The sequence below is a fragment of the Gluconacetobacter liquefaciens genome, assembly GCF_003350405.1.
Classification (GTDB): domain Bacteria; phylum Pseudomonadota; class Alphaproteobacteria; order Acetobacterales; family Acetobacteraceae; genus Gluconacetobacter; species Gluconacetobacter liquefaciens.
In genome coordinates, this window is the sequence record NZ_QQAW01000010.1 from 18,251 (window position 1) to 44,873 (window position 26,623).

At 62.9% G+C, this 26,623-nt stretch carries 21 protein-coding genes and 1 pseudogene; 15 read left to right on the forward strand and 7 right to left on the reverse strand.

The genetic code is table 11. From position 1 onward, the window contains the following. Positions 1–132: 132 nt before the first annotated feature. The 4 genes and pseudogenes from C7453_RS15095 to C7453_RS15110 all read left to right on the forward strand — a co-directional run. Positions 133–446 (forward strand): annotated as a pseudogene (locus C7453_RS15095) (hypothetical protein); the annotation flags it as partial. A gap of 280 nt (positions 447–726) precedes the next feature. Beyond that, positions 727–3,048 (forward strand): TonB-dependent receptor, encoded by a 2,322-nt coding sequence (locus C7453_RS15100; RefSeq protein WP_245949072.1) that lies wholly within the window; start codon positions 727–729, stop codon positions 3,046–3,048. Positions 3,049–3,059: 11 nt separating this feature from the next. Next, positions 3,060–4,349, forward strand: a complete 1,290-nt coding sequence (locus C7453_RS15105) for an MFS transporter (RefSeq protein WP_114728478.1) — start codon at positions 3,060–3,062, stop codon at positions 4,347–4,349. Next, positions 4,346–6,118: a gamma-glutamyltransferase family protein gene (locus C7453_RS15110; protein WP_114728480.1), complete on the forward strand. Its 1,773-nt coding sequence runs from the start codon at positions 4,346–4,348 to the stop codon at positions 6,116–6,118. The genes C7453_RS15105 and C7453_RS15110 overlap by 4 nt, the downstream gene beginning before the upstream one ends. Here the strand turns inward: C7453_RS15110 and C7453_RS15115 are convergent. Further along, positions 6,100–7,023: a LysR family transcriptional regulator gene (locus C7453_RS15115; RefSeq protein WP_114728482.1), complete on the reverse strand. Its 924-nt coding sequence runs from the start codon at positions 7,021–7,023 to the stop codon at positions 6,100–6,102. The two genes, C7453_RS15110 and C7453_RS15115, sit on opposite strands and share 19 nt — an antisense overlap. 169 nt (positions 7,024–7,192) lie before the next feature. Then, positions 7,193–7,945: an MgtC/SapB family protein gene (locus tag C7453_RS15120; RefSeq protein ID WP_170143246.1), complete on the reverse strand. Its 753-nt coding sequence runs from the start codon at positions 7,943–7,945 to the stop codon at positions 7,193–7,195. Between the two features lie 179 nt (positions 7,946–8,124). On the opposite strand from C7453_RS15120, the gene C7453_RS15125 reads away from it, so the two are divergent. The 5 genes from C7453_RS15125 (at position 8,125) to der (ending at position 13,838) form a co-directional block, all read left to right on the forward strand. Further along, positions 8,125–9,444, forward strand: a complete 1,320-nt coding sequence (locus C7453_RS15125; protein ID WP_114728486.1) for a dihydroorotase — start codon at positions 8,125–8,127, stop codon at positions 9,442–9,444. Between the two features lie 92 nt (positions 9,445–9,536). Then, a complete protein-coding gene (locus tag C7453_RS15130) occupies positions 9,537–9,929 on the forward strand; it encodes a hypothetical protein (RefSeq protein WP_114728488.1) in 393 nt (130 codons plus the stop codon). A 142-nt stretch (positions 9,930–10,071) separates the two neighbouring features. Then, complete coding sequence (locus tag C7453_RS15135) at positions 10,072–10,761, forward strand: tetratricopeptide repeat protein (protein ID WP_114728490.1); 690 nt, start codon at positions 10,072–10,074, stop codon at positions 10,759–10,761. 145 nt (positions 10,762–10,906) lie between these two features. After that, entirely contained in the window at positions 10,907–12,277 is a 1,371-nt protein-coding gene (locus C7453_RS15140) for a PQQ-binding-like beta-propeller repeat protein (protein ID WP_114728493.1), read from the forward strand. A 145-nt stretch (positions 12,278–12,422) separates the two neighbouring features. Next, a complete protein-coding gene (gene der, locus C7453_RS15145; protein ID WP_114728654.1) occupies positions 12,423–13,838 on the forward strand; it encodes a ribosome biogenesis GTPase Der in 1,416 nt (471 codons plus the stop codon). Between the two features lie 54 nt (positions 13,839–13,892). On the opposite strand, the gene C7453_RS15150 is transcribed toward der, so the two are convergent. Next, complete coding sequence (locus C7453_RS15150) at positions 13,893–15,242, reverse strand: aspartate aminotransferase family protein (protein WP_114728495.1); 1,350 nt, start codon at positions 15,240–15,242, stop codon at positions 13,893–13,895. A gap of 31 nt (positions 15,243–15,273) precedes the next feature. Then, complete coding sequence (locus tag C7453_RS15155) at positions 15,274–16,467, reverse strand: M20/M25/M40 family metallo-hydrolase (protein ID WP_114728497.1); 1,194 nt, start codon at positions 16,465–16,467, stop codon at positions 15,274–15,276. A gap of 114 nt (positions 16,468–16,581) precedes the next feature. Between C7453_RS15155 and C7453_RS15160 the strand changes: the two genes are divergently transcribed. The 6 genes from C7453_RS15160 to C7453_RS15185 all read left to right on the forward strand — a co-directional run bounded on the left by C7453_RS15160 (position 16,582) and on the right by C7453_RS15185 (position 24,079). Beyond that, positions 16,582–17,499, forward strand: coding sequence for a LysR family transcriptional regulator (locus C7453_RS15160; protein WP_170143247.1), 918 nt, complete (start codon positions 16,582–16,584; stop codon positions 17,497–17,499). 363 nt (positions 17,500–17,862) lie between these two features. Further along, on the forward strand, positions 17,863–20,229 hold the full coding sequence (locus C7453_RS15165; RefSeq protein WP_174787974.1) for a TonB-dependent receptor: 2,367 nt from the start codon (positions 17,863–17,865) through the stop codon (positions 20,227–20,229). A 30-nt stretch (positions 20,230–20,259) separates the two neighbouring features. After that, positions 20,260–20,550 carry a DUF3311 domain-containing protein gene (locus C7453_RS15170; RefSeq protein WP_211311082.1) on the forward strand — a complete coding sequence of 97 codons (291 nt, stop codon included), beginning with the start codon at positions 20,260–20,262 and terminating at the stop codon, positions 20,548–20,550. Further along, entirely contained in the window at positions 20,547–21,953 is a 1,407-nt protein-coding gene (locus C7453_RS15175) for a sodium:solute symporter family protein (protein ID WP_245949073.1), read from the forward strand. The genes C7453_RS15170 and C7453_RS15175 overlap by 4 nt, the downstream gene beginning before the upstream one ends. Before the next feature lie 75 nt (positions 21,954–22,028). Then, entirely contained in the window at positions 22,029–22,418 is a 390-nt protein-coding gene (locus C7453_RS15180; protein ID WP_114728501.1) for a tautomerase family protein, read from the forward strand. 185 nt (positions 22,419–22,603) lie between these two features. Further along, entirely contained in the window at positions 22,604–24,079 is a 1,476-nt protein-coding gene (locus C7453_RS15185) for an amidase (protein WP_114728503.1), read from the forward strand. 111 nt (positions 24,080–24,190) lie between these two features. Here the strand turns inward: C7453_RS15185 and C7453_RS15190 are convergent, their stop codons facing one another. From C7453_RS15190 to C7453_RS15200, 3 genes are read right to left on the reverse strand one after another with little or no spacing between them, the layout of a single operon-like run. Continuing rightward, on the reverse strand, positions 24,191–25,177 hold the full coding sequence (locus C7453_RS15190; protein ID WP_114728505.1) for an aromatic ring-hydroxylating oxygenase subunit alpha: 987 nt from the start codon (positions 25,175–25,177) through the stop codon (positions 24,191–24,193). Continuing rightward, positions 25,174–25,785 carry a DUF3159 domain-containing protein gene (locus tag C7453_RS15195; protein WP_114728507.1) on the reverse strand — a complete coding sequence of 204 codons (612 nt, stop codon included), beginning with the start codon at positions 25,783–25,785 and terminating at the stop codon, positions 25,174–25,176. The genes C7453_RS15190 and C7453_RS15195 overlap by 4 nt, the downstream gene beginning before the upstream one ends. After that, a complete protein-coding gene (locus tag C7453_RS15200) occupies positions 25,782–26,540 on the reverse strand; it encodes a MerR family transcriptional regulator (RefSeq protein WP_170143248.1) in 759 nt (252 codons plus the stop codon). Before C7453_RS15200 ends, C7453_RS15195 begins: the two co-directional genes overlap by 4 nt. Positions 26,541–26,623 lie beyond the last annotated feature (83 nt).

The window sequence follows — 26,623 nt, forward strand, 5'->3', positions numbered from 1 at the left end:
GTGGCCCGTCAGGGCCGCGTCCGGCGTGTGTTTCTGAGCATCGGAACGGAGCGGCCTTGATGGCCGTGAGCACCGAAGCGCAGGAAACGCGCGTCGGATCGCCACCAGGGCGCATTTTCGGTCAGGTTCTAACTGGTCAATGTCGATCAGGGATGCGGAGGCGAGAAGCCGGCCGAGGCAGCACGGGCTTATGGTAGCGCCCTTGATGTCGTCAAATTGGCGGAAGACAAACTCGGCTTTGTCCTGCTGCTGCGCCGATGGGGCGTAGAACGATCTTTTGCATGGGCGGAACTGGTCAAGGTCCCACCGGCAACACTGATGGAATGCCAGTGGAAGCGACACGATACCGTAGACTCGTCGAAGATTACGAGCGCTACGCTTCAACGCTCGCAAGTCTCCATGTCATCTTCTTCGCACGCTCCATGCTCAGGAAGAGCCACTCGTAATCCAAGCCTCTGCCAACGCCTGTTTCGACATGTGGGGGAGCAGATGCCGGCGTGATGCCGTCTCCGATGGAGAGACGGCAGGACGCAGGGGTGGGAAGATTTCTCTTCAGTTAAAATTAATATCATTAGAAATCAATTTGTTGGCTTTTCCTGGCAAAAAAAATACTGAAAAATTTCATTGCAAAACCGGATATTATCTCTTATCGGAATAACGACATCGTATCGATATTGGATAATCGAATAGTGGGGATGCATGGCCGGTCATGGAACTGTTCGCACAGTGCAAACGCGCAAACTGCACCTGATGGTGTCGGCCCTCGGCATCACGCTGACTGTTGGAGCTCCGCTATTCGGCGCGCATGCGCAGAGCACTCCCCGCGATACTGAAAAGGGCAGCCACCGCCACGCGCCGCGTGCCAGGAGAAGTGTGCCGCACGCGGTTTCTGGTGAGGGCGGCAGTGATGCGGGGGAAGCGATCACCGTGAACTCTACACGGCCAGCCTTCAGTTTTTCAAAAGCCCAGCATGAGGCCGATTCCGTCACGCATATTTCGGCCGACACGCTTGTCAACAGAGGGGTATTTGACGTCAAGGGGCTCCAGCGTGTTGCACCGAATGTCACCATCCAGAGCATGAATGGAACCGGTACCACCAACTTCTTCATCCGTGGCATCGGTTTCAACGATTTTACGCAAAACAATATGTCTTCGGTGATGACCTATATCGATGACGTCGCGTTTCCGCTCAGCACCATGATGAGCGGACAGATGTTCGACCTCTCCAATGTCGATGTCACACCGGGGCCGGTCGGATTTACCCACGGCATGGCCGATACGGGCGGCGAGGTTTCCATTCATACCAATGATCCCACGTCCGACTGGCATGGCGGCGTGACGGAGGATATCGCCAGTTATGCGCGATCGAGAACCGATCTGTTCATTTCCGGTCCCATTGCCCGCAACCTGTCCTTTCGTATCGCCGGCCAGACCGTTCATGGGGGCGGCTGGCAGTACGATCCGCAGAACCATACGCATCTGGGCAATGCCAATGATGGCGCGCTGCGCGCCAAGATCAAATGGACCCCGGACGCGCACACCACCATCAAACTTACCGGCCACTGGATGCAGGATGACGATCAGGTGGTGACGGGGCGCCCTATGCTGGGTTTCGTTGCCTCCCAGCCCATTCCGAAACTTGGATATCAGCAGGCCCAATGGAGCCTGCGTCCGCAGTTTGTCCAGATGATCGGACGATCGGCCAGCCTTATGCCCAGCGAACACAACACGCTCTGGGGTGCCGACCTTAATATGAGTCATGATTTCGGAAAGGTGACGCTTTCGACCATCAGCGCCTATGAGACGGAGCGTGTCGGCGAGTTTACGGACCAGGATGCGACGGCACTTTCGACCGGCGACACCTACCGTAATATCGTCGCCAATGTGTTCTCGCAGGAGGTGCGGCTGCATAATTCAAGCGCCAGTGACCGTCTGCAATGGGATGTCGGAGCGTTCTATAACCGTACACGCATGTTGCAGAACTACTATTTCGATTTCACCGACTATCTGCCGCAGCGCGGTTATCTCAGTGAGACCGCATTCCGTTCCACTCAGCAGAGCATTTCGGAATACGGGCATATCAGCTACAGGCTGCCGTACAATGTCACGCTGTTCGGAGGGCTGAACCACACGCTGGATCAGCGCGCGCTGATCGGCCTCAGTACCGTGCACTTCGGTATCAACGACAAGCAGTTCAATAACGAATCGACTCTCTCTGCACAGGTATCGGGCGTTCTGGGCGTGCAGTGGCAGGCCACGAAGGGAACTCTGCTCTATTTCAAGGCCAGCAAGGGCTTCAAACCTGGTGGCTTTACGGCCAATAATACCGTATCGCAGGCGCAGCTCGCTCCGTTTGAACCTGAAACCGTTCTGGCGTTCGAAGCTGGCTTCAAGAGCGACCTCATTCCCAACCGTCTGCGCCTGAATGCAGCCGCCTTCTATGACGATTATCATGGACAGCAGGTCGTTGGTACCTTCCTGGTGCCGAATTACGGGCCGCTATCGCAGATCGTCAATGCGCCGAAATCGGAAATCTGGGGCTTTGAGACAACCATTGAGGCGCATCCTCTTCCACATGTTTTCCTGACGCAGAATCTTGGATGGGAACGCGGTACCTATCAGGTCTTCAACAATATCGATCGTGGGCAGACCAATGCCTACTTCGCGAAGACAGGAATCTGGCAGGGTTTCTACGACAGTTTCGCTGGTGTCGATTCCGGCATTCCCAAGCTGACCCTGAACGGTGAAGCCGATTATCGTAGCGACGTCTTTGCCCGCTACAATGTCGAAGGTGGCGTGGACTGGATGTACCGTGACAGCCAGGCGATCACGCCGGGTGGTGTCGGGGTTTACCGTCTACCGACCTATTTTCTGCTCGGCGCGCATCTGACGTTCCGGCCAAAAAATGGTCCATGGTCCGTCACGGCCTATGCGAGCAATATCCTTAACCGGCAATATGCCGAAACGGCCGGGAATGCCTCCACCACGTATTTCTATATTCCTGGACCTCCCCGCTTCATTGGCGGTCGCATGTCGCTGACATATTGAAGGTCGAACACATGAGCCCGACACCCGCATCGTCCCGAAGGAACATCGTTGGTGCCGCCGTCGGAAACGCGTTTGAATTGTTTGACTTTACGGCCTATGCCACGTTCGCGACCATTATTTCGCACACCTTCTTCCCCGCCGGGCACAGTGATACCGCGCTGCTACTGACGCTTGCCACCTTTGGCATCGGCTTTTTTGTCCGCCCGCTCGGGGCTTTTATCATTGGCGCCTATGCGGACCGGCACGGTCGCCGTGCGGCTATGACACTGACTGTCTGGGTCATGGCGGCGGGCAGTGCGATCATCGCCTTCCTGCCCGGTTATGCTACGATCGGCATCGTCGCGCCATTCGCCCTTGTCGTCGCGCGGCTGTTGCAGGGGTTCGCTGCAGGCGGGGAACTCGGCGCGGCGACGTCCATCCTTGTGGAAAACGCCCCAGAAGAACGGATGGGCCTTGCCGGAAGCTGGCAGACTACGGGGCAACATATAGGCGCGTTGATTTCCGGGCTTCTGGGATTGGTTCTTTTTCTATGCTTCGATGAGTATACGATTCGCGAGTGGGCGTGGCGGTTGCCGTTCGTCTTTGGAATGCTGATCGCTCCGGTCGGGATCTATCTCAGGAAAACACTGGAAGAGGCCGTTCCGTCCGATGACGAGCGCTTGTCTTTTGCCGATTTCCTGCGGCGGTTTCACGGCCATGCGGTCAGGCGCCTGCCCATCGGAATCGTCTATGAGGCTGGAAGCACCATCCAGCAATATTTCTTTCAGTTCGTCGTTACATATGCGGTCCATACGTTGCATATGCCAATTCGCAAGGCATTGCTGATCAATATCAGCAATGGTGTCGTCGGGTTTGCGGGTTCGGTCGCCGGTGGTCTGCTGGCCGACAGGTATGGTGCGCGCCGGGTGATCGTCATTTCCAGACTGATCAATGCAGCGATTTATTTTCCCGTCTTCTGGCTCATGCTTCAGGCGCCCTCTCTGGGCAGTCTCACCCTTGCGTGTGCCATTCTCATGATCGGCAATGCCGTATCAGGCGGTGCGGGCATGGCGTTCCTGGCTTCGCTATTTCCGAAGGAGCAGCGGGCCTTCGGCATCGGTCTGTCCTACTCTATCGGTGTCACCCTGTTCGGATCCACCGCGCAACTGGTCTTTGCGTGGATCATCGGCCTGACGGGCAGCCGATTGTCATGGATCGGATATGTGATAGCCGTCTGCGTCCTGTCCGCCATGATCCTCGTATCCGCACAGCGGACTGCGAACATGCATGTTGCAAGCAAGAAGAAAGAAAGAGCAATATGACGTCTTTCCTGACACGCCCTGAACTCTCTGGCACCTTTGGTGCCGTTGCCAGCACGCACTGGCTCGCCAGCAGCGTCGGACAGGCTGTACTGGAACGAGGGGGGAATGCATTCGACGCTGCCGTCGCCGCCGGATTTGCCTTATGGGTCGCGGAACCGCATCTGAACGGGCCGGCCGGAGATGCTCCTATCATCGTCAGTCATGCCGAAACCGGCCGGCAGCATGTGATCTGCGGGCAGGGTGTTGCTCCTGCTGGCGCGACCATAGACGCCTATCATGCTCTTGGTCTGGACGAGATTCCGGGAACCGGGCATCTGGCCGCCGTCGTTCCCGGCGCCTTCGATGCCTGGTGCCTGATGTTGCGTGAGTTCGGCTCCTGGGATTTCGTGGACGTTATTGAATATGCGATCTTCTACGCCGTGCGGGGGGTGCCCGTCATGCCGCAGATGGTTGCGACTATCGCCAGCGTGGAGAGTCTTTTTCGGGAACACTGGCCTGAGAATGCGAGGACTTTCATGCCTGACGGCAATGTTCCGGCCGTGGGTTCGCTTCTATGCCGTCCGGTGCTGGCGGAGACTTTCGAACGTCTGAAGAGTGCTGCAACCGGTGCGACGCGTGAGGATCGCATCGATGCCGTCCGGCATGCCTGGTATAATGGCTTCGTCGCGGAGGCTATCGACCGTTTCTGCCGGATTCCGATGATGGACAGCAGCGGAACGGCGCATGTGGGGTTTCTGACGTCGGCGGACCTCGCCTCATGGCGGGCTACCGTTGAGGAACCGGTTTCATTGCGAGATGGTCGGTATACCGTTCTGAAATGCGGTGCATGGAGCCAGGGGCCGGTGTTTCTTCAGCAGCTTGCGCTGATGCAGGGATTTGATGTCACGGGCATGGATCCTTGTGGCGCCGATTTTCTCCACACCGTTACCGAATGCGCCAAACTGGCCTATGCCGACCGCGAGGCCTTTTATGGCGACAGTCCTGATGTCCCGCTCGTAACGCTGCTTTCCGATGGCTACAATACTGTGAGAAGGGGGCTGATCGGAGATCGGGCTTCGCTCGAACTGCGTCCGGGACACCCGGAAGGCAAGACGCCGGAGTTCGGATTCTGGCCTGTTGCGCAGTTGGATGGTGGCAATGCAAGCGGTGTCGGTGAACCGACCGTTTCCAATATGGGGGTCACGAAGGGGGATACCTGTCATATCGATGTGGTGGATGCCCAGGGCAACATGGTGAGTGCCACGCCATCGGGCGGGTGGCTCCAGTCCGCGCCCGTGATCCCGGAACTCGGTTTTGGCCTTGGCTCTCGTGCCCAGATGTTTTCGCTACGGTTGGGGCATTCAAATGTCCTCATGCCCGGTAAACGCCCCCGGACCACCCTGACGCCCAGCTTCGTGCTCAAGGATGGAAAACCATGGATGGCTTTTGGCACGCCGGGTGGCGACCAGCAGGATCAGTGGTCGTTCATCTTTTACATGCGCATGACCCGTTTCGGCATGAACATTCAGGAAGCGATCGATGCCCCTAGCTTTCATAGCGAGCACTGGCCCGGCAGTTTCTGGCCGCATATCGCGCATCCCGGACGGCTTGTTGTCGAAGGTCGCTTCGGTGCGAATGTCGTGGACGATCTTCGGGGCCGTGGACATGATGTCGTGGTCGGTGGGGACTGGAGCGAAGGTCGGCTCTCTGCGGTTCGTCGCGAGGCAGACGGCAGGCTTTACGCAGGGGCCAATCCGCGCGGCATGCAGGGCTATGCGGTCGCCCGTTGAGGTGTCGCAAGCGCCGCAGGGATCTCGCCTCCCTGCGGCGCGACGCGTGAGACGTTTTCCATCAATGTGCGCATCAGGGCTCTGACCGCCCGTGTCGAGCGTCCCGGCACCAGAAGAAATTCCAGTTCTGGCAGCGGAGGCAGTTCGGAGGCTTCCACGGGGACGATGCTGTCGTCGATCAGCAGCGCGGACTGCATGAATACCCCGTAGCCAGCCCGGACGCCCGCGATCAGCGCGCTCAGATGGTCACTGACGAATGAGAGTTGCCACGCGAGACCGGCCTGGTTCAGGGCCTCGATCGTCCGGCGGCGATTCAGGCTTTCTTTTTCATATGCCACCAGCGGTACGGGCATGCCCTCTTGCAGGTCGAACCCTCTGGCGCCGAGCCAGCGCAGCCGTTCGCGCCACAATACGCATTCGCCTTCGAATACTTCGCTCGATGGCAGGAAACGTTTTGTGCAGGCGACATCCAGTTCCCCCGACTGCAGGCGGTTGTTGAGTTCCGAACTTAGTCCGACGACCAGGGAGACGTGCACGCTCGGGTACATGGAGCGGAATTCGCGCAGGACTTCGGGCAGGTGGGAGAGGACCAGATCGTCCGATACGCCGAAACGGATATGACCCGAAAGGAAATCGGGTTCGAATTCGTCGAACGCAGCCTCGCATGCCGCGAGAATCTGCTTGGCATGCGGAACGAGCATCTGCCCGTCCTCCGTCAGCCGCGTGTCCTTTGTGCTGCGCTCCAGCAGGGAGCGGCCGAGTATTTTTTCCAATCTGTTGATATGCTGACTGATCGTCGACTGGCTGACCCCACGCATATGCGCTGCCGTAGTGAAGTGAAGCGTGTCCGCTACGGCCAGAAAAGACCGGAGCAACTGAGGATCGAGGTCGTGGTCGCGGGACATGCGCAGTCGTCTTTCAGCGTATCCGGTGTATCGGTCGTCAGCGGGCAGTTCCCGTAGCACATTCGCTCCTGGACTTCATATTGCTGATCCGTCTGCGGAGAGGCGTGTCTGTTCCGGTGCGGCGGAGCCGCCAGTATCGAGGAAGCGTCTGATACGTCGTGGCGGTGTTTTATTCGGGACCCTCGTCCTCGCTGGTTTCGACCATTCGCACGCCGTCGATTTCGCTTAACCTCTCGACGAGATGCGTTATCGGGCGCTTGCCCCTCACGCGCATGAACAGGGTTACGGTTGCGGAGTGGGAAATGGGTGCCACGGGGCTGCCGTCGCGCGTGAGTGGCTCTTCGTCGTTAGAAAGGTGGCTGCTTACCCGGACCTGTTCGATCGTGAAGCGGCATTGGGTGCAACGGAGTAGAATCGTACGCAGGAGGCCGCGTCCATCTTCGTAGACCAGGCGCAGGATCGTGTCGTTCTTTCGGTTGATCCGGAGGCGGCTGATGATCTTCGGGAAGCCGAACATGATGACGAAATGGCCGATGGTGGTGGCGATGGCGAGGAGCGGCATGCCCGCGCCGCAGGCCATGCCCAGCGCGGCAGTGAGCCATACCGACGCCGCCGTGGTGAGGCCGCGCACGATGTCGCGGCGCATGAAGATGACGCCGCCGCCGATGAAGCCGATGCCGGAGACGATCTGGGCCGCGATGCGCGACGGGTCCACGACGATGGCCTGCGGGCGCAGCACGTCGTCGAAGCCGTATTTGGACACCAGCATGAACAGCGCGGCGGCGACGCCGACCAGCGTGTAGGTGCGCACGCCGGCACTTTTCTGCCGGATTTCGCGCTCGATGCCGATCAGGGCCGACAGGACGAAGGCGAGGGCCAGTTCGCCGAACTGGGGCCAGCCCTGGCCGTGGAGTGCATTCATCGGACCCTCCCTGCCTGCAATGCCTCTGGGGAGAACGCGGGGGACGGGCATTAAATTCCCCGGTGACGCGATTTCGGGGAAATCCCGTGTCTGGTGCAGGGCGGGGGATCGTCGTGCGGTCTTGTCGGGGGAGGGGGATGGGAGTACCTCGCGGGGAGGCGACAGGCTGCGAGGGACCGATGCATTACGACCTGATCATCCGCAATGGGATTTGCGTGCTGCCCTGGGGCGAGGCGCGGACCGATATCGGCGTGCGTGGGGGGCGGATCGCCAGCCTGTCGGTCAGCATGGCGGACGAGGCGGACGAGGTGATCGACGCCGCAGGGCTGCATGTGCTGCCGGGGCTGATCGACCCGCACGTGCATCTGCGCGATCCGGGCAATGCGGCGGTGGAGAGCATTCCGACCGGCACGCGGGCGGCGGCGCTGGGGGGCGTGACGACCGTGTTCGACATGCCCAATACCGCGCCCTCGATCACCGACGGGGACATGCTGCGCTGGAAGCAGGAATATGCCTCGCGCGAAAGCTGGGTCGATTTTGCGATGTATGTCGGCGCCACGCGCGGGAACACACCGCGTCTGGGCGAGTACGAGCAGTTTGACGGTGTGTGTGCGGTCAAGGTCTTTGCCGGGTCTTCGACCGGCGACCTGATGATCGAGGATGACGAGGGCATCCGCCAGGTGCTGGAGCACGGGCATCGGCGCGTGGCCTTTCATTCCGAGGATGAATATCGCCTTCAGGCGCGCAGAAAGCTGCTGACCGAGGGGATGTCGTACGAGAGCCATCCGTTCTGGCGCGACGAGGAATGCGCCTTTCTGGGCACGCGGCGCATCGTGGGGCTGGCGCGGCGCGCGCGGCGGCCGGTGCATATCCTGCACACCTCGACCGCGGAGGAACTGGACTGGCTGGCGGGGCATCGGGATATCGCCACTGTCGAGGTGCTGGTGAACCATCTGACCCAGGTGGCGCCGGACTGTTACGAGACGCTGGGGGCGCTGGCGGTGATGAATCCGCCGATCCGCGACCGGCGGCATTACGAAGCCTCGTGGGAAGCGGTGCGGAGCGGCATGGTGGACACGATCGGCTCGGACCACGCGCCGCATTCCCTGGAGGCGAAGGCGAAGCCCTGGCCGGCCACCCCGGCTGGGCTGACGGGCGTGCAGACGCTGGTGCCGGTGATGCTGGACCACGTGAATGCTGGCCGGCTGTCCCTGGGCCGGATGGTGGACCTGATGGCGGCCGGGCCGGCGCGGGTTTACGGCCTGCAGGCCAAGGGGCGGATCGCCATGGGGTATGATGCCGATTTCACGCTGGTCGACATGGCGGCGAAGCGGCGGATTACCAATGACTGGATCGCCACCCCGGCCGGCTGGACGCCGTTCGACGGCATGGCGGTGACCGGCTGGCCGATGGCGACGATCGTGCGCGGGCAGGCGGTGATGCGCGAGGATACGATCCTGGGCGCGCCTGTGGGCCGGCTGGCGTGCTTTGCGCCCTGATTTCGACATCTTGTCGGCATAGGCGGCACCGTCCGCGATTTCCGTCATCGTGACGGCGGGACCGTAGTCGAGAAGGATGTGTCTTGCGTGCTATGATATCGGCCCGGTTGTCGGGTTGTGCCGCTGCCCTGTGTCTGACCGTGGCCCTGGCGGGCGGCCCTTCCGTGGCGCGTGCGGCGGATGCCGCGTGGGCCGCGCCGGCCTGCGGGAAGGAGCCGGTGGCGCCTGCCGTCGATTCCAGTTCCGTGGCGAAATACAATGCCAGCGTGGACGCCGTGACGGCGTATGAAAAGGCCGCGCGGACCTACAACGCCTGCGTCAGTTCCGCCGCCGCGCGCGACGAGAGCGCGATCAGCGCCGAGGCCAAGGCGCGGATCGGGCAGGTCCATCAGACCAGCGTGGCCGTGCAGCAGCGGATAGCCGGGCATTTCGCGAAGCTGACGACCGACCTGAAGGCCGGGGCCGCGCGCTTTTCGCACCCCTGAACGGGCGCGCCGTCCGCGCGCCTGAACCGGGGCGGCCTGATGCACGCGGGTTTGTTGCCCGCGTGCGCCGGGACGGCTATGGTCCGCGCTTGGAATGACGGGCCATTGTCCGTTTGGGCTGGATGCGGAGAGCGGTTGAGACGTGGCTGACGACATCTTCAGGGAAGTCGACGACGACATGCGCATGGAGCGTTTGCGGCTGATGGCCCGGCGCTATGTCGGCGCGGCAGTGGCAGTGGTGGTGGTGGCTGCCGTTGGTGTGGGTGGCTGGCAGTACCATGCCTGGCGTGGCCGGCAGGATGCCCAGGCATGGGGTGCGACCTATTTCGCGGCGCTGCATCTGGCCGATACCAGCCATATCGCCCCCGGCGAGACCAGTGCGCTGACGCCCCAGCAGAAGGATGCGATGGCGCGTCTGGCGACGCTGGACACCGTGCCTTCCGGATTGCGTACGCTGTCGCGGCTGGAACGCGCGGCGCTGCTGGCCTCCAGCGGCGATACCAAAGGCGCGCTGGCGCTGTGGACGCAGGTGTCCGACGACCAGGCGACCGACCCGCTGCTGCGCGGGCTGGCGAGCCTGCTGTGGGTGCAGCACCAGATCGACGACGGGGACCCGGCGGTGCTGCGCTCGCGTCTTGCCACGCTGGACGGCGCGGGCAAGCCTTGGCGCGGACTGGCGCAGGAAAGCGAGGCGATGCTGGACCTGCGGCAGGGGCATCTGGCCGATGCGCGCCGGAAGCTGAGCCAGATCACGACCCAGATCGACGTGCCGGAGGGCCTGCGCAGCCGGGCCGGCGGCATGCTCCAGACGTTGAACGCCGCGCCGTCCTAGTCCGTATCCGGCCGGGGCGGGGCGCATGGATGCGTCTTCTCCGGTCGATCTCTCTACTGGCGGTGTCGCGCGGACGGTGTTTTCATGCCGTTGGGCGTACCGAGACCGAAATGGCCCCATTTTCCTTTCGTAGCGCAGGATTTACATGAACAAAGTTCTGACCCGCCGGCATGCGCTTCTTGGTGGCGCGATGGTGCCGGTCCTGGCCGGATGCAGCCTGTTCGATGATGACGAAAAGCCGCTGATGGCAGGCAAGCGCGTCGACGTTCTGACGACGGGTGCCGGCCTGATGGTCGACCCTGAGGACAAGACGCCGATCGCGCTGCCTGCCCAGACCACGATCAGCGAATGGTTGCAGCCGGGGCGCGTGGCCTCCCACGAAGGGGTCAACATGGCCTGGGGCGGCCAGATGCGGCGCGAGTGGTCGCACGGCATCGGGGCCGGGGTGTCGGAACCCGAACTGCTCTCGTACGCAGCGCTGGGCGATAGCGGACGTGGGGTGTTGCAGGCGACGCCGATCGTCTCGGGCGGGCGGATCTTCGTCGGTGACGCGCAGGGGGTGATCCGGGCCTATGAATGGCCGCGCATGCGCCAGATCTGGCAGTTCAAGCCGAAGCCGAAGAAGATGCGCTCCAGCAATCTCGGCGGCGGGATCAGCATTGCCGGCGACACGCTCTATATCGTCGACGGCGTGGGGCAGGTGCTGGCAGTCGAGGCCGCGACCGGCAAGGTGAAATGGCGGGTCGATATCGATGCACCGGGCCGCTCGGCGCCGACGGTGGTGGATGGCCGGCTGTTCTTCGGTACGATCGACGAGCGCCTGATGGCGCTCGACGCGGCGACGGGGAAGGTGCTGTGGAGCTACACCGCCACCGAGGCCGTGACCGTGATCTTCGGCCAGCCGGCCCCCGCCGTGGTGGGGGATGTGGTGGTGGCCGGGTTCGGCTCCGGCGATCTGGTCGCGCTGCGGGTGGCCAGTGGCGAGGTGGTGTGGAGCGACACGCTGGGCAGCACCAACGGCCAGGAATCGACGGTCGATTTCTCCTGCGTGCGCGGGATGCCGGTGATTGTGGACAATACGGTCTATGCCATCAGTGCCGGTTCGGTGATGGTGGCGGTCGATCTGCGGTCGGGCCGCCGGCTGTGGGAACGCACCGTGGCCGGGCAGGACACGATGCTGGTGATCGATAACTGGGTCTATGTCATCTCGCTGGACCAGCAGCTTGCCTGTCTCGACCGGGTGAACGGCCATGTGCGCTGGATCACCCAGTTGCGGCGCTATCGCCGGGTCGAGGCGCAGAAGGATGGCGTGACCTGGACCGGGCCGATCATGGCCGGGGGCAAGCTGGTGTGCATCAGCACCATACCGGAGACCGGTTATGCGACGGTCGACCCCGCGACCGGGGCGCTGCTGACGATCGGCAAGCTGCCGGGGGTTGCCACGGTGGCACCGATCGTGGTGGATGGCCGGCTGCTGATCGTGACCGATGACGGCAAGCTGAACGCCTATAGCTGACGCTGTGGCCGACGCTGCAACGGAGCCTGATCGCCCTGGGTCGCTGCGACCCGAGGCGTGAATCGGGCTCTGAAACGATGTAAAGAGAGAGCGGGATGCGCCAGCATGGGCGAACGCATCGTTGCTCCAGGGACAGTTTCATATCTTGGCCAAGCTTCCTTCCGTTCCGACCGGGGATGACCTGCCGATCGTCGTGATCGCCGGGCGTCCGAATGTCGGCAAGTCCACCCTGTTCAACCGCCTCGTGGGGCGGCGGCAGGCGCTTGTTGCCGATACGCCGGGCGTGACCCGCGACCGCAAGGAAGCCGAGGCCACCGTGCGCGGGCGGCGTGTGCGGCTGATCGATACCGCCGGGCTGGAGGAGGCCGCGCCCGATACGTTGTATGGGCGGATGCGTGCGTCGTCGGAATCGGCGGTGGCGCAGGCGGATCTGGTGGTGTTCTGCATCGATGCGCGAGCGGGCATTACGCCGGCCGACGAGCATTTCGCCGCGTGGATCCGCCGCCAGGGGCGGCCTGTGTTGCTGGTGGCGAACAAGGCCGAGGGGCGCCAGGGTGCGGCCGCCGCGATGGAGGCGTTCGCGCTGGGGCTGGGAACGCCGCTGGCGATTTCCGCCGAGCATGGCGAGGGCCTATCGGAACTGATGGGCGAGATCGCGGACCGCATGCCGCCCGAGGCGCCGCCGGAGCCGGTGGAGCCCGTGGCCTATGGCGAGGATGGCGAGGAACTGGACGAGCGGCCGCCCGGCCCGCTGCGCCTGGCGATCGTCGGCCGGCCCAATGCCGGCAAATCGACCCTGCTGAACCGCCTGCTGGGTGAGGAACGGATGATCACCGGGCCGGAGCCGGGGCTGACCCGTGATTCCGTCACCGTGCTGCTGCATGACGAGCAGGGGCCGATCCAGCTTGTCGACACCGCCGGGCTGCGGCGCCGGGCGCGGGTGGAGGACGGGCTGGAGAAGATGTCCACCTCCGCCACCATCGAGGCGCTGAAGATGGCCGAAGTGGTGGTGCTGGCGCTGGATGCCACGCTGGGGGTGCATGAGCAGGACCTCCAGATCGCGCGCCTGATCGAGCGCGAGGGGCGCTGCTGCGTGCTCGCGCTGAACAAGTGGGATGCGGTGGAAGACCGGATTGCCACCCGGCAGGCAATCTCCGACCGGATCGAGACCTCGCTGGCGCAGATGCGCGGGATTCCGGTGGTGTCGTTCTCGGCGCTGACGGGGGCCAACGTGCACAAGTTGCTGCCGGTGGTGCGGCGGGCGCATGAGGTGTGGAACAAGCGTATTCCTACCGGCGCGCTGAACCGCTGGTTCGAGATGATGCTGGAGCGGCATAGCCCGCCGCTGGTGAGCGGGCGCCGGCTGAAGCTGCGCTATATGACGCAGGCCAAGGCCCGGCCGCCGACCTTTATCCTGTTCGGCACCCGCGCCGAACTGCTGCCCGAGGATTACCAGCGCTATCTGGTGAACGGCCTGCGCGAGGAATTCGACCTGCCCGGCACGCCGATCCGGCTGCTGCTGCGCGGCACGCGCAACCCGTATGCCGAAGGGGGCTCCTGACTCCGCAGGCACCCACCCCCTGCGTGGGTGCCTGGGGTGACGTGTGGGCGCGGGTCAGGCCAGGTCGTCGATAATCTGCCTGACGGTGCCGACCATGTCGCGCAATTGCTGCGGTGTGGAGATGAAGGGCGGTCCGAACGATACCGTGTCGCCGGTGCAGCGCAGCAGAAGTCCGTGTTTCAGGCCCTGTTCGAAGAGGGCCGTGCCGCGGGCGCCGGGTGCGTCGGGTGCAGGTACGAGGTCGATTGCCGCCGTCAGGCCGATATTGCGTATGTCGGCGACGCCCGGCCGGCCGTCGAGCGTGTGGATGGCGTCTTCCAGCACCGGCTCCAGGCTGCGGACCCTGGCGATGAGGGAATCCTGCTCCATCGCGTCCAGCACCGCGTGGCCGACCGCCGCCGCCAGCGGATGGCCGGAATAGGTATAGCCGTGAGCGAACTCGATGGCGTTTTCCGGGCCGGTCATGAAGGTTTCGTAGATCGCATCGGTGACGATGACGCCGCCCATCGGGACCACGCCGTTGGTTACCGCCTTGGCGAAGGTGATCATGTCCGGTTTGACGTTGAAGCGCTGGGCGGCGAAATTCTCCCCCAGTCGTCCGAAGCCGGTGATGACTTCGTCGAAGATCAACAGGATGCCGTGACGGGTGCAGATCTGCCGCAGGCGTTCCAGATAGCCCACCGGAGGAACCAGCACCCCGGTCGAGCCCTGGACGGGTTCGACGATCACGGCGGCGATGGTCGAGGCGTCGTGCAGGGCGACCAGGCGTTCGAGGTCCTCGGCGCGTTCCATGCCCCATGTCGGCTGGCCCTTCGAGAAGGCCATGTGCGCCGGATCGTGGGTGTGGCGCAGATGGTCGACGCCGTTCAGCATCGCAGTGGCGAACATCCTGCGGTTGGGTACGATGCCCCCGACCGACATGCCGCCGAACCCTACGCCATGATAGCCGCGTTCGCGCCCGATCATGCGGAAACGGCCGCCTGCGTCGCGCAGGCGGTGGTAGCCCAGTGCGATCTTGAGCGCGGTATCGACCGATTCCGAGCCTGAATTGGCGAAGAAGACGTGATTGAGCCCGTCGGGGGCAAGGTTGGCAATGCGTTCGGCGAGCCGCACCGTGACCGGGTTGGTCATCTGGAAAGCCGTGCAATAATCGAGCGTTTCGGCCTGCTGCTTCAGGGCTTCGACGATTCCGGGGTGCGCGTGGCCCAGCGGCGTGCACCACAGGCCCGACAGCGTGTCGAACAGGGCGTGGCCATCCTGCGTATGGTAATATGGCCCGGCGGCGGATGTGATGATGCGTCCGGCGGGATTCGCGCGGACGCGCCTGTTCGCGGTGAAGGGCATCCAGTAGGTGCCGTTGGCGATTGTCTGCTGGCAGTCGAATGTGTTTGCGCGGTCGTTCATCGTGAGGTTCTTCCGTCGGTCGGTCTGGCGGTCAGGATTGCGCGGCGTCCGGTTGCACGGTCAGTTGCAGGAGCAGGCCGGCGAGAAGCCTGGCGCGTGGCAGCAGGCTGTCGACCTGGAGATGCTCGTCGAGCGTGTGGATGCCGCCGCCGAGGACACCCAGCCCGTCGAGCGTGGGAATGCCCATTGCGCCCGTGAAATTGCCGTCCGATCCGCCGAAGCCGCTTTCGGCGGCGGTTGCGAGGCCGAGCGTGTCGCAGATTGCCTGCGCGTGCGTGACCAATTGGCGGCATCCGTCTCCCGGCGTCCAGAGGGGACGCATGACGGTGGGCGTGATGGTGAGCGCCACGTCCGGCGAGGACGGCTGGAGCGCCAGGAGGCGCGCGATGCCGGCCTGACGCTCTTCTTCCGTCCGGGCGCCGCTCATCAATATCCGGGCGTCGCAGGTGGTGGCGACGCAGTTTGCCCATTCGCCGCCCTGGATGACACCGACGGAATAGGTGCAGCTTTCCGAGGACAGGTCTTCGATCCGCAGGACCTGATGGCACATTTCGCGGATCGCGCTGCGCCCTGCGGAGAGATGGGCTCCGGCGTGGCTGGGGCGGCCGGTCGTGCGGATGGCGAAGCGCGAAACCGGATAGCGTCCACTGGCGAGATTGCCGAAAGGGGTGTCGCCTGGTGTACCGGGCTCGGGCACGAGGACGATTCGGTGGCGTCGGGCTTCGGCCTCAATGATGTCCTGGGTGCTGGGGGTGCCGATTTCCTCGTCCGGCGTCAGCAGGACGGTGACGGGCAGTGCTGTCCGCAGTCCGGCGGCATGGATCACGCGCAGGACTTCGACTGCGAGCCAGGTTCCGCCCTTCATGTCACAGACGCCGGGACCGAACAGTTTGCCGCCTTCAACGCGGATCGGCAGACGGTCGCGCGTGCCCAGTGGATGAACGGTGTCGAGATGGGCGAGAATGAGGATGCCGGGTGTGTCCTCCGCATTGCCGAAACGGGCGCGGACGCAGCCCCCGAGCCCCATACGACCGGGCAGGCGCTCGATCCTGCCTCCTGCGATGGCGAGGTCGCGTGATGCCAGATCGAGCATCCGGTCGACGGCGCAGGCATCCCATGTCGGGCTTTCGCAGGCGGCCCATTCCGAAATGCCCTGCACCGCGGCTTCGAGATCGAAGGGCAGGGAGGTCAGGGGGGCCGGGCTTTCGTGCAGGACAATGGGCATCGGAGGTCTCCTGATGACGAGAAGACCGTTTTGCCTGAACATGACATTGCGAATCCATAATGATTATGATGACACTGCGCCACGGTTTTCGATCCACTGATGCGGAGTGTTGGCATGCATGTAAGAGCGTTCGATTATCTGCGCGTCATTGCGGAAACTGGCTCGTTGCGCGGAGCGGCCCAGAAGATCGGCGTGACGGCGACCGCGTTGACGCGGCAGATCGAGCATCTGGAATATTTCTTCCGTATGAAGCTGTTCGAGCGTGACCAGCGTGGAATCCGGCTGACGGCGGCGGGCGAGGTCGTGATGGAGACGGCCGAGCGGGTTTCGCGCGAACTGGATGTGACCCGCCAGCGGGTGGACGACCTGAAGGGATTGCGCAGCGGAATCGTGAATATACGTGTTTCGTCGAGTACTTTGACCAGTGTGCTGGTACCTGCCCTGACTGCGCTGAACGATGAATATCCGGGTTTGCGCTTTATGGTCGAAGTCGCGACGGCACCGCTGGTAGGAGAGGCGCTGGTGGCGGGAAGGGCCGATCTGGGGCTGACGATCTTCGCGCCGGACCTGTCGGAACTGACGCTGTGCGCACGCATGCCGGTGGTTCATTCGGCCATCATGGCGCCGGCGCATCCGTTGGCCGGAAACGACACGATCTCGCTGCGCGACTTGCAGGATCATCCGCTGTCGATGCCTGACAGTGCCTATTTCGTGCGGCGTGCGTTCGACCGGGCGGTGAAATCGAGCGCCATGTCGCTTGATCCGGTGTTTGTCACAGGGTCGTTTGAATTGCAGATCGAACTGGCGATGCGGGGACGGGCCATTCTGTTTCTGCCCGCCTTTTCCTGCCGGACCTATATCGAGCGCGGCCAGTTGTGTGCGGTGCCGCTCGGCCCCGATCTGCAGGTGCCCACGTCGCTGGACCTGCTGAGAGCGTCGCACAAGCCGCTGTCGGCCGCGGCGCGGGTTGTGAGTTCCCGGATCGCCGATGTCATGGCCAGTATGGATGCGGCAGGGCACTGGGCCGGATAGAGATTTATTTTCAAAGAGAATTTTTTGTATTGTCCTATCGTTTCCGCGTCCAGTTCGGCCGCCTGAACAGATTGGTTGTGCAACGAATAGCGTGGCACGCTGCCCACAAAAAGTAGGTATCCATGATACAATCGGGTTCGTAACGTTATCGCAGGGCACGGACAGCGCCGATGCCCCGGTAGAAATCGACGCGGGCGGACGATTGACGTGCATGCACGATCATACTGTTCCGACGCCCGCTTTTCTTGTGTCAGCGCCCGGCAGGGCGGGGCATTGCTAATGCGAGAGACGGGAAGGGGCGGCGATGTGCCGGGAGCCCGATCCGAACGGTTCAGAACGCGATCAGAGAGGGTGAGACGAGCGATGGTGAAGCGCACATGCCGCAGGTCGATGCTTCTGCTTTCCAGCATCTTCGTCTCGGCCCTGGCATTGCCGCGTGCCGCCGACGCACAGGCCGTATCGGTACACAAGACCGACGCGCATCCAGGCAAGAAGGATGCGGCGATACCGGCGGCCAGGGCAGCAGGGAGTGCGCGCCCGACGCGGACGGACGATGCGGTTGCATCGGCCGGTGCTCCCGCGACCGCGGCGCCGGAGCAGATCCTGGTGCATGGTGCGCAGAATAACGGAGCGCGGCTGCAGCATTCCGGTGTGGCTGTTTCGTATCTGAGCAAGGAGGTGTTGGCGCGCGCCGGCGTGACCACCATCAACGACCTGCAACGGCTGGTGCCGAATCTGCAGATCGAGCCGGCGATGGGTGGCGGGCAGCCGCAGTTCCATCTGCGTGGAATCGGATTCTTTGATTATGGTTCGAACAACATGCCCGATGTCATGACCTACGTGGACGGCGTGGCGTATCCGTTCGGTATCATGACGCAGGGTGTGATGTTCGATCTGGCAGGGGTCGAGATCGAACGGGGGCCGACCGGCGTTGCGTCGGGGCGCAATACCAGTGGTGGCGATATCGATATCATTACCGCCGAGCCGACCCATCGCTGGACGGCCGGAGTGATGGAGGACATTGCGAATTATGCGCGTAGCAAGACCGACCTGTATGTTTCCGGACCGATTTCGCGCAAGGTGACGTTCCGGCTCTCGGCCGAGACCAACCATGGCGGCGGTTATCTGCACAACCGCGACACGGGCGAGCATATCGGCAATGCCAACCGGGGCGCCGTGAGAGGCAAGCTGAACTGGGAAGTGGACGAGACGACCAGGGTTTCGCTCAACGGCCACTGGGCGATCGATCGGTCTGATGCGACGCCTGGATATCTGATCAAGCCGCTGGCGACGGCGTTGGGCAATGGACCGACCATTCCGGCAGACCGCGACCATTACGCGACGGGGTGGGGAATTTCGCCGGAATTTGCTAACATGATCGGCGTATCGCCCGACCAGAAGCCGTTCCGCAACAACCAGAGCTGGGGTATCGACCTGTCGCTGACCAAGGATTTCTCCTGGGCGCGTCTGAGTGCGATCAGTGCCTTCGAGGCGATGGCGCGGCGCGAGATGAATGACTGGGATGCATCGTCATCCTTCGAGGCAGACAATTTCTTTGACAGCAATGTCAGCGTTTTTTCGCAGGAGCTGCGTCTGGCATCGCGTCGGCAGGGACCGATTACATGGTCCACTGGGATGTATTTCTATGAGTCGTCTCTTCAGGACAAGATGATTACCGACTATATGTCGACGCATCATTTCATCAATACGACGCGCTATGGACAAGGGAGCCAGTCTCTCTCGGAATTCGCGCAGATGGTCTATCGGCCGATTCATAACCTTCGGATTATTTTTGGACTGCGGCATGAGAATGCGTGGAAGTATCTGAACGATTATTACACCCAGCGCAGCACGCTGCCGCGCGCCAACCGCTATGACCGTTTCGTCGGCATGGACCAGGTGACGGGCAAGGCGGGGATCGAATATGACGTGACGCGCGATGTCATGGCCTATTTCAATGTCCGGCGGGGGGCGAAGGAGGGCGGGTTCTCGGCAGTCAATCTGACGACGCCGTCGCAGATCGACGGGTTCAAGCCCGAATGGTTGATGGCCTACGAAGTGGGCATGAAGACCGAGTTCTTCCAGCACCGGCTGCGGTTGAACGGCACGCTGTTCAAATATGATTATCACGACCAGCAGGTGCAGAGCGCCGTCGTCGATTCGGTGTTGGGTCCGGTTGCGAAGATCGTGAATGCGCCGCGATCGACCGTATGGGGGGTGGAGGGCGAGATGCAGGCCGAACCCGTCAAGGGTCTGGTCCTGTCACAGACCTTCGGCTACGAGCAGGGGCAGTATAACAGGTTCCAGATTGCCGACCTGACGGCGACGCAGGCGGCGCATCAGGCCGGCATGCCGTGGACGACGATCTATGCCGACATGAAGAATCACGACATGGGCTTTCCGCGTCTGTCGCTGAACGGGTCGATCAGCTACGATATACATCTGCCCGGTCCTCTGCACGGTTATGTTCTGACGCCCCAGGCCGACTATTCCTACCGGAGCCTTCAGAGAGCGGTGCTGCTGGGAAATCTGTTCAATATCAAACCGTATTTCCTGCTGAACACGAGCCTGACCTTCCGGCCGGAGCATGGGCGCTGGAGCGTGTCGGGGTATATCCAGAACGCGCTGAACCGGACCTATGACCTGACGCGGAATTATTTCACGACGGCGGATTTCGGCATCGTTGGACCGCCGCGTTTCTACGGTGCGCGCCTGAGCTATACCTACTGAGCGTTGCGGGTGCATGGGGAGGCTGGAGCCATGGATGAGCAGCGTAGTCCGTCGGCCGAAGGCGGCGGAGCGCGTGGCCGGCAGGTGGTGCGGCTGGCTGTCGGGCTCGGGATTCCGTTCTGCGTGATCGATCTGGCGATCCCGTTCACGACGCGGGTCGACCGGACCGTATTGGGCGCGGCATTTCCGGTCTTCTGGATGTTTCTGTCATTTGTCATCACCTCCGCCTGCATGTTGGCGACATGGCTTCTGTTCGATCGCGCAGATGAGGCGGGAGAGGAACACGATGCCGGGATGGCGGCGTCGGAGACGAGGGAATGAGTGCCAATATCGTCTTCTTCGCCGTCATTATGCTGGCATTCGTCATCGTGCTGTATGCCAGGCGCGGGCATGGCGAAGGCGGGGCGCGGGACTATTTCGTCGCGTCAGGGCAGTTCGGCGGCTTTCTGCTGTTCTTTCTCTCGGTCGGCGAGACGTACAGCATCGGCAGTATCCTGGGTTTTCCGGCGGCGACCTATGTGCAGGGCACGCCGTTCGTCCTGTGGTTTCTCGGTTATATCGTGCTGGCCTTTCCGCTGGGTTATTTCGTCAATCCCCTGATCTGGCGGGCGGGACGGCGTGTCGGCGCGATGACGGGGGTCGATCTCTTCCGTTTTCACTTCGATAGTCGCGGGCTGGAGAAGCTGGTCGCGTTGAATGCGATCATCTGCCTGGTGCCGTTAGGTGAAATGCAGTTCGTCGGCCTGCTGGGTGTGCTGAAGGCGTTTCACTGGCCGGTGAGCGGATTTGTCCCGATGGCGGGGGCGGCGGGGGTGACGTTCGTCTGGATCCTGCTCTCCGGCATTCGTGCCCCTGCTTATGTTTCTTTCATCAAGGACACGCTGGTAGTGGTTGCCGTGCTGCTTGTCGGGATGGCGGCGTTGCGGGCGCTGGGAATGGACGGAGCGGCGACGCAGACCGTAGCGGAATCTCCGGTCCATCGGCCGGGTGAGGGCAATCTGCTGGTGATGTCGACGATCCTGTTTCAGGCGGCGGGTTTCTGCGTCGCGCCGGCCAATATCGCCTTTCTGTTCACGGCGCGCTCGGACCGGATCGTTCGTCGCAACCAGATCGTCATGCCGCTTTACATGCTCATGTTCCCGTTTCTGTACGCCGTGGCGATGTTTGCCCGTCATGGTGGCGGGGCGGGGACGGTGGCAAATGACGTGTTCATGACCTCGGCGACCACCCTTTTGCCGGGCTGGGCCGTCGGTCTGGTGGCTGCGGCATGCGGGCTGTCTGGACTGGTGATCCTTGCCGGGAACTGCCTGACACTCGGCCCGCTGGTGTCGCACAACCTGCTGCATGGTCTGTCCGATCGGGGGCAGCGGCGCGGGGCGCAGGTCGTGATCGGCGGCTATCTGTTGTTTTCGGTCGTGGCGGCGGACCATCTGACGTCGGTCATGACGGTTTTGAACACGCTGTTCTATATGGGAATTTCACAGATTATTCCAGCTATGATCGCAATCGTCCTGCGGAAGGGAGTGGGCGCGTTCCCGATCGGAGCCGGGCTGGTGGTGGGAGATTGCGTGTCGGCGGGGCTGGCCCTGTTTGGACCGCAGCCGGCGGCGGTCAACGCCGGCATGGTCGGCCTGCTGTGGAATTTCGCGATCGTAGGCGTTCTGGAAGGTATTCGCCGCTATCAGGCTGGAGAGGCGGCGATGCGGACTGCAGGCCGGAAATAGTCACGGACAATAGTCCCGGACGGCCGGGGGCTGGTTGGTCCCCGAGCGTGCATCATGACGATATGGAGGAAAAAGATGCCTTTATTGCGTTTCGACCTGATCGAAGGACGAACGGCCGAGCAGGTCGCGACACTGCTCGATGCGGCGCATGACGCGATGCTCGAAGCATTCAGGGTTCCGGCGCGCGACCGGTATCAACTGGTGTATCAGCATCCCGCCGAACAGACGCGCATCGAGGATACGGGGCTGGATATTCCGCGTACGCGCGATGTCATGATCGTCTCCGTGACGACGCGGCCGAGGACGCGTGAGGAAAAGCAGGCCTTCTACAGGTTGCTGACCGAGAAGCTGCAGGAACGCTGCGGGACCGCACCTAGCGACGTCATGGTCAATTTCGTGACCAATACCGATGATGACTGGTCGTTCGGCTATGGCGAGGCTCAGTTTCTGACCGGAAAGCTCTGAATGGCGGCCCCGTGCCGGCTAGAGCAGATCCTGTTTGAATGCGTGCGTTCAAACAGGTGAAGATGCTGGCAAAACAATAAACTGGAGCATTTCCATCGAACCGGTTTCGGTGGAAATGCTCTAGGTCCGGTGCGGGGGCATCGGGGCGATTCCGCGGACAACGCACGTAATTTCGGATACGGAAAATGACGACAACAGGAATGAGCCGGGACGAATGGTCCGCCTGTGACGCGACCCGGCTGGCAGAACTGGTGGCCCAGGGTGCTGTGACGCCTTCCGCACTGGCGCAGATGGCGGTTGAGGCGAGCGCGTGGGTGAATCCGCAGATCGGCTCGGTCATCGAACTGTTCGACGATGCCGTGGCCGCGCCGGAAACGGGTGGAACCCGGCTGGACGGACCATTCCGTGGCGTGCCGTTTCTGATCAAGGACCTGGGCGCGACGGTCGCGGGGCGTCTGCAGGAACAGGGATCGAAATTTCTCCGTGGCAACCGGTCGGATCGGGATGCTTTCCTGACGGCGAAGATGCGTAACGCGGGACTGAACATCATCGGCCGGTCGACCGTGCCCGAATTCGGTGTCTGCGGATCGGCGGAGAATCCCAATATCTATGTGACGCGCAGCCCGTGGAACCCGGATTATACGACGTTCGGTTCTTCCGCCGGCGCGTCGGCTTCGGTCGCTGCCGGTATCGTGCCGATGGCTCATGCGACGGATGGCGGCGGATCGATCCGGATTCCGGCGGGGGCGAACGGGCTGGTCGGGCTGAAATGTTCGCGCGGCGTGTTTTCGATCGCGCCCGGTCTATCGGACATTACCGGCTATGTTTCCACCCAGGGATGCGTGAGCCGGTCGGTGCGCGATACGGCGCTGTTCGTCGATTCCTGCCGGGGTGGGGCGCCGGGAGAATTCATGCCGTACTGGAAAAGTGACGGGTCATACACCACGCTGATCGGCCGGGACCCGACGCCGCTGCGGATCGCTGTGTCCCATGAATGGGGGCGATATGCGGCCGATCCGCATTTCGTCGCGGAACTGGAAAAGACTGCGCGGTTTCTGCAGGAACTGGGACATGTGGTGGAGTGGGTGGTCCCGGACATTGATTTCGAGGAGGCATTTCGCGCGCAGACCGCGTGCTATATCGGCAATTTCGCGCAATTCATCCAGCGTATGCTGGACAAGAGGGGACTGTCCACGCCGCCTGAGGATCTGATCGAACCGATCAATATCAGGATATGGGAAAAAGGGATTGGCATGTCTTACACCGAACGGTGGAAGATGCAGGATGTCTTCAATACCGTTTCGCGCCGGCTGGGGCAGTTTTACGAAGAATGGGATGTGATTCTCACCCCGACCTTCTCGAAGCCGACGCCCCGGCTCGGTGAGCGGAAATATCTGACGCTGAGCGATAATCCCGACGTGCTGAACTGGTTTTACGAATTGTGGGAGATTTTCTCCTACACCCCGCTGGGCAGCCTGACCGGCACGCCGGGACTCTCGCTGCCGCTGGCCTGGCAGCAATCGGGACTGCCGCTGGGTATGCATTTCCAGACGCGGCAGGGGAATGACGGCTTGCTGCTGCAACTCGGGGCGCAACTCGAACGGGCGATGGGCGGGCGGTTCTGGAACGGAAGGCGGCCCGCAATCTATGCGGGCCTGTAAGGCTGCCCGTCGCTTCCGGTGACGACAGAGCCGTCAGTATGCGTGCGGGTGGCTGGGTGGTGAGCGCGTGGCGGGCGGCAATGACGCCGGCGGGGTTTTCGGCGGGGGTGCTCAACTCAGCACGCATAGGCTCCTGTTGCCGGGAAATGCCTCTGCGATGCGTCCTTGCACTGCAAGCCGCACGGCGCGCCGTGCGGCGAGTGTCGTCGCGTCCGCTTCCACGCTTTGCTCGAAAGCGTCTCCTTCCTGCGCGTAGGCGCGCTGGGCCGATTCGAGGACCCGGCGGTCCTGCGCCAGGATTTCCGGTTCCTTGTCCGACCATATCGGCGCTGCCGGCTCGTGGGTCGGCTCCCGTTGCAACAGCCAGTGCTGGAGGCATCGGCCGGGCATGGTGGGAACATGGTGGAGGATGAGCCTGAAGGCTTCGCTGCCTCCGACTGTCACCCGGTCGGGCAGGTCGAAGCGCAGCAGCGTGCCGGGCGCGCTTACGGTCAATCCTCCCGGATCGGTCGCCAGTTCGTACCGGGTCGGCTGGAAACCGGCGGCCTGTGCGCGGAACCATTGCGGGTGCATGTGCGGGTGGGTGAATGCCGCGTGGCAGATGTCGAGATTGTTCTCGATCGGCATGATCGCTTCACAGGCGAGCGCAGTTGCGCCTTGCAGCCACGTATAACGATCGAACCCCTCGATCGGCAGCGGTTGTCCTGTCGGTGCGCCTTGACCCGTCCATACCCAGACATAGCCGTCGCGCTCGGCTGTGGGATAGGTGCGTGCTGGCGCCGTCTTGACCGGCTGCTCGGAGCGCAGGGAGGGGATGTGCCGGCAGCGCCCCATGCCATCGAACCGCCAGCCATGATAGGCGCAGGCGATCAGGCCCTCGGATACCGTACCGAGCGACAGGGCGACGCCGCGATGCGGGCAGCGGTCGTGCAGGGCGTGCGCGCGTCCCGCGCTGTCGCGGAACAGAACGATGGCCTGCCCGTGTATCACGATCGCGAGCGGTGCATCCGCGAGGCGCGAGCTGGCCGCGCCGACATACCATGCCTGCTGGGGCAGCGGTACACGGTCGGCGGGGGCGTTGGTCGGCGTCGCCGTCATGATGCGGAATCTCGTGCGGGGTGAAAGAAGCCGAACCGCTGGCACAGATCGAACACATGGCGCCCGTTGATGCTGACCAGCAGCATCGCGCCGAGGCTGACCCAGGCGACCACCGTTCGGATCGCAGCCGCCTGGATCAGGGGAAATGCCGCCATGATCCATAGGAAGGCCGCCGCCCGTGCGACGAAGTAGAGCGACCACGCATAGGTAAAGGCACGAAAGAAGCGTACGATCTCCGGACGTTCGATGGGGATGTCCGGACGCCTTCGGCGGGCGAATGTCATCACGAGCGGTTCGCGGCCCGATGCGCCGGCCGCGAAGATCGCAGCGGTGAGGAGATTGAGGATCGCCCCCTCATAGCGGAGCATGAAGGGCGTGCGTGCCCACAGGTCGATGCATCCGAAAACAAGGGCAGTGCCGTTGGCGAGCAGCCAGAGCGGCGGGAAGGGGCGATGCGTCAGCAGTCGCCATGCCCCTTCGAGCACCATGAACAGCAAGGTTGCCGCGATGGCCGGTTTGACCCCGAACGCAAGAAGGACCGTCCAGTAGAGCGCCAGCCCGCCGAAAGTGTGGAAGAGGCCGCGGAGCGTGGCCAGGACGCGGTTCATCGGGCGGTCTCCGCTCGTGCGTGCGCTGCCATCGCCTGGCCGAGGAATTGCCAGCCCTTCTCATCCATCGGCAGTGATCGTGCGATTTCGGGGACGGCAAAACCGTCATGCCAGAAGCGCGCAAGCGCGGTGCGCATGGCGGGGTCGCCGGCCGTCATACGGTTGATCAGCGTGGCTGCTTTTGCACCCAGCAGGCGCGCGCGCGGCGTGTCGGGTGGTCCGTCGAGGATGAGCGCCAGTTCCTGATAGACGGCTTCCCATTCCGTCTCGATCGACGGGGCGACGCCTGCCAGCAGGCGTTGCTGGTCGGGTGTGAAGCACCGTGCCGCAAGCGCCCGGAGTGCGGGCGTCCAACGCAGCCGTGCCGGCTCGGCCCGCGCGAAGGCTGCCAGCGTTTCGCGGTCGATGCTGCCATGCTCGCTCAGATGTCGGCGGGCGCGGCCGATCAGCGACAGCGTTTCACGGATGCGGGTCTGCTGTTCCGTCAGGGCTTCGGCCTGAAGGTCCAGCATGGCTGCGAGATCTGGCTGCCCTGCGGCGAACATTTCAGCAATGCGGGCAATCGTAAGGCCGAAGCGTCGCAGCAGCAGGACGAGGTGAAGCCGTTCGCACTCCGCCTGGCCGTAAGTCCGCCAACCATGACCGTCCCGCACCGGCCGGATCAGTCCTGCGTCCTCGTAGACACGGAGGGTTTTTACCGTCACCCCGAAACGGCGGGCGACGGCGGCTGCTCCGTCTGGAAAGGGTGACGCCATGGAGTGATTTTTTGCCATGGAATCGGTGGTAAGGTCATCCCCAGGGGATGACGCAAGCTGTTTCTTGCGAGGGGCCTCGTCTG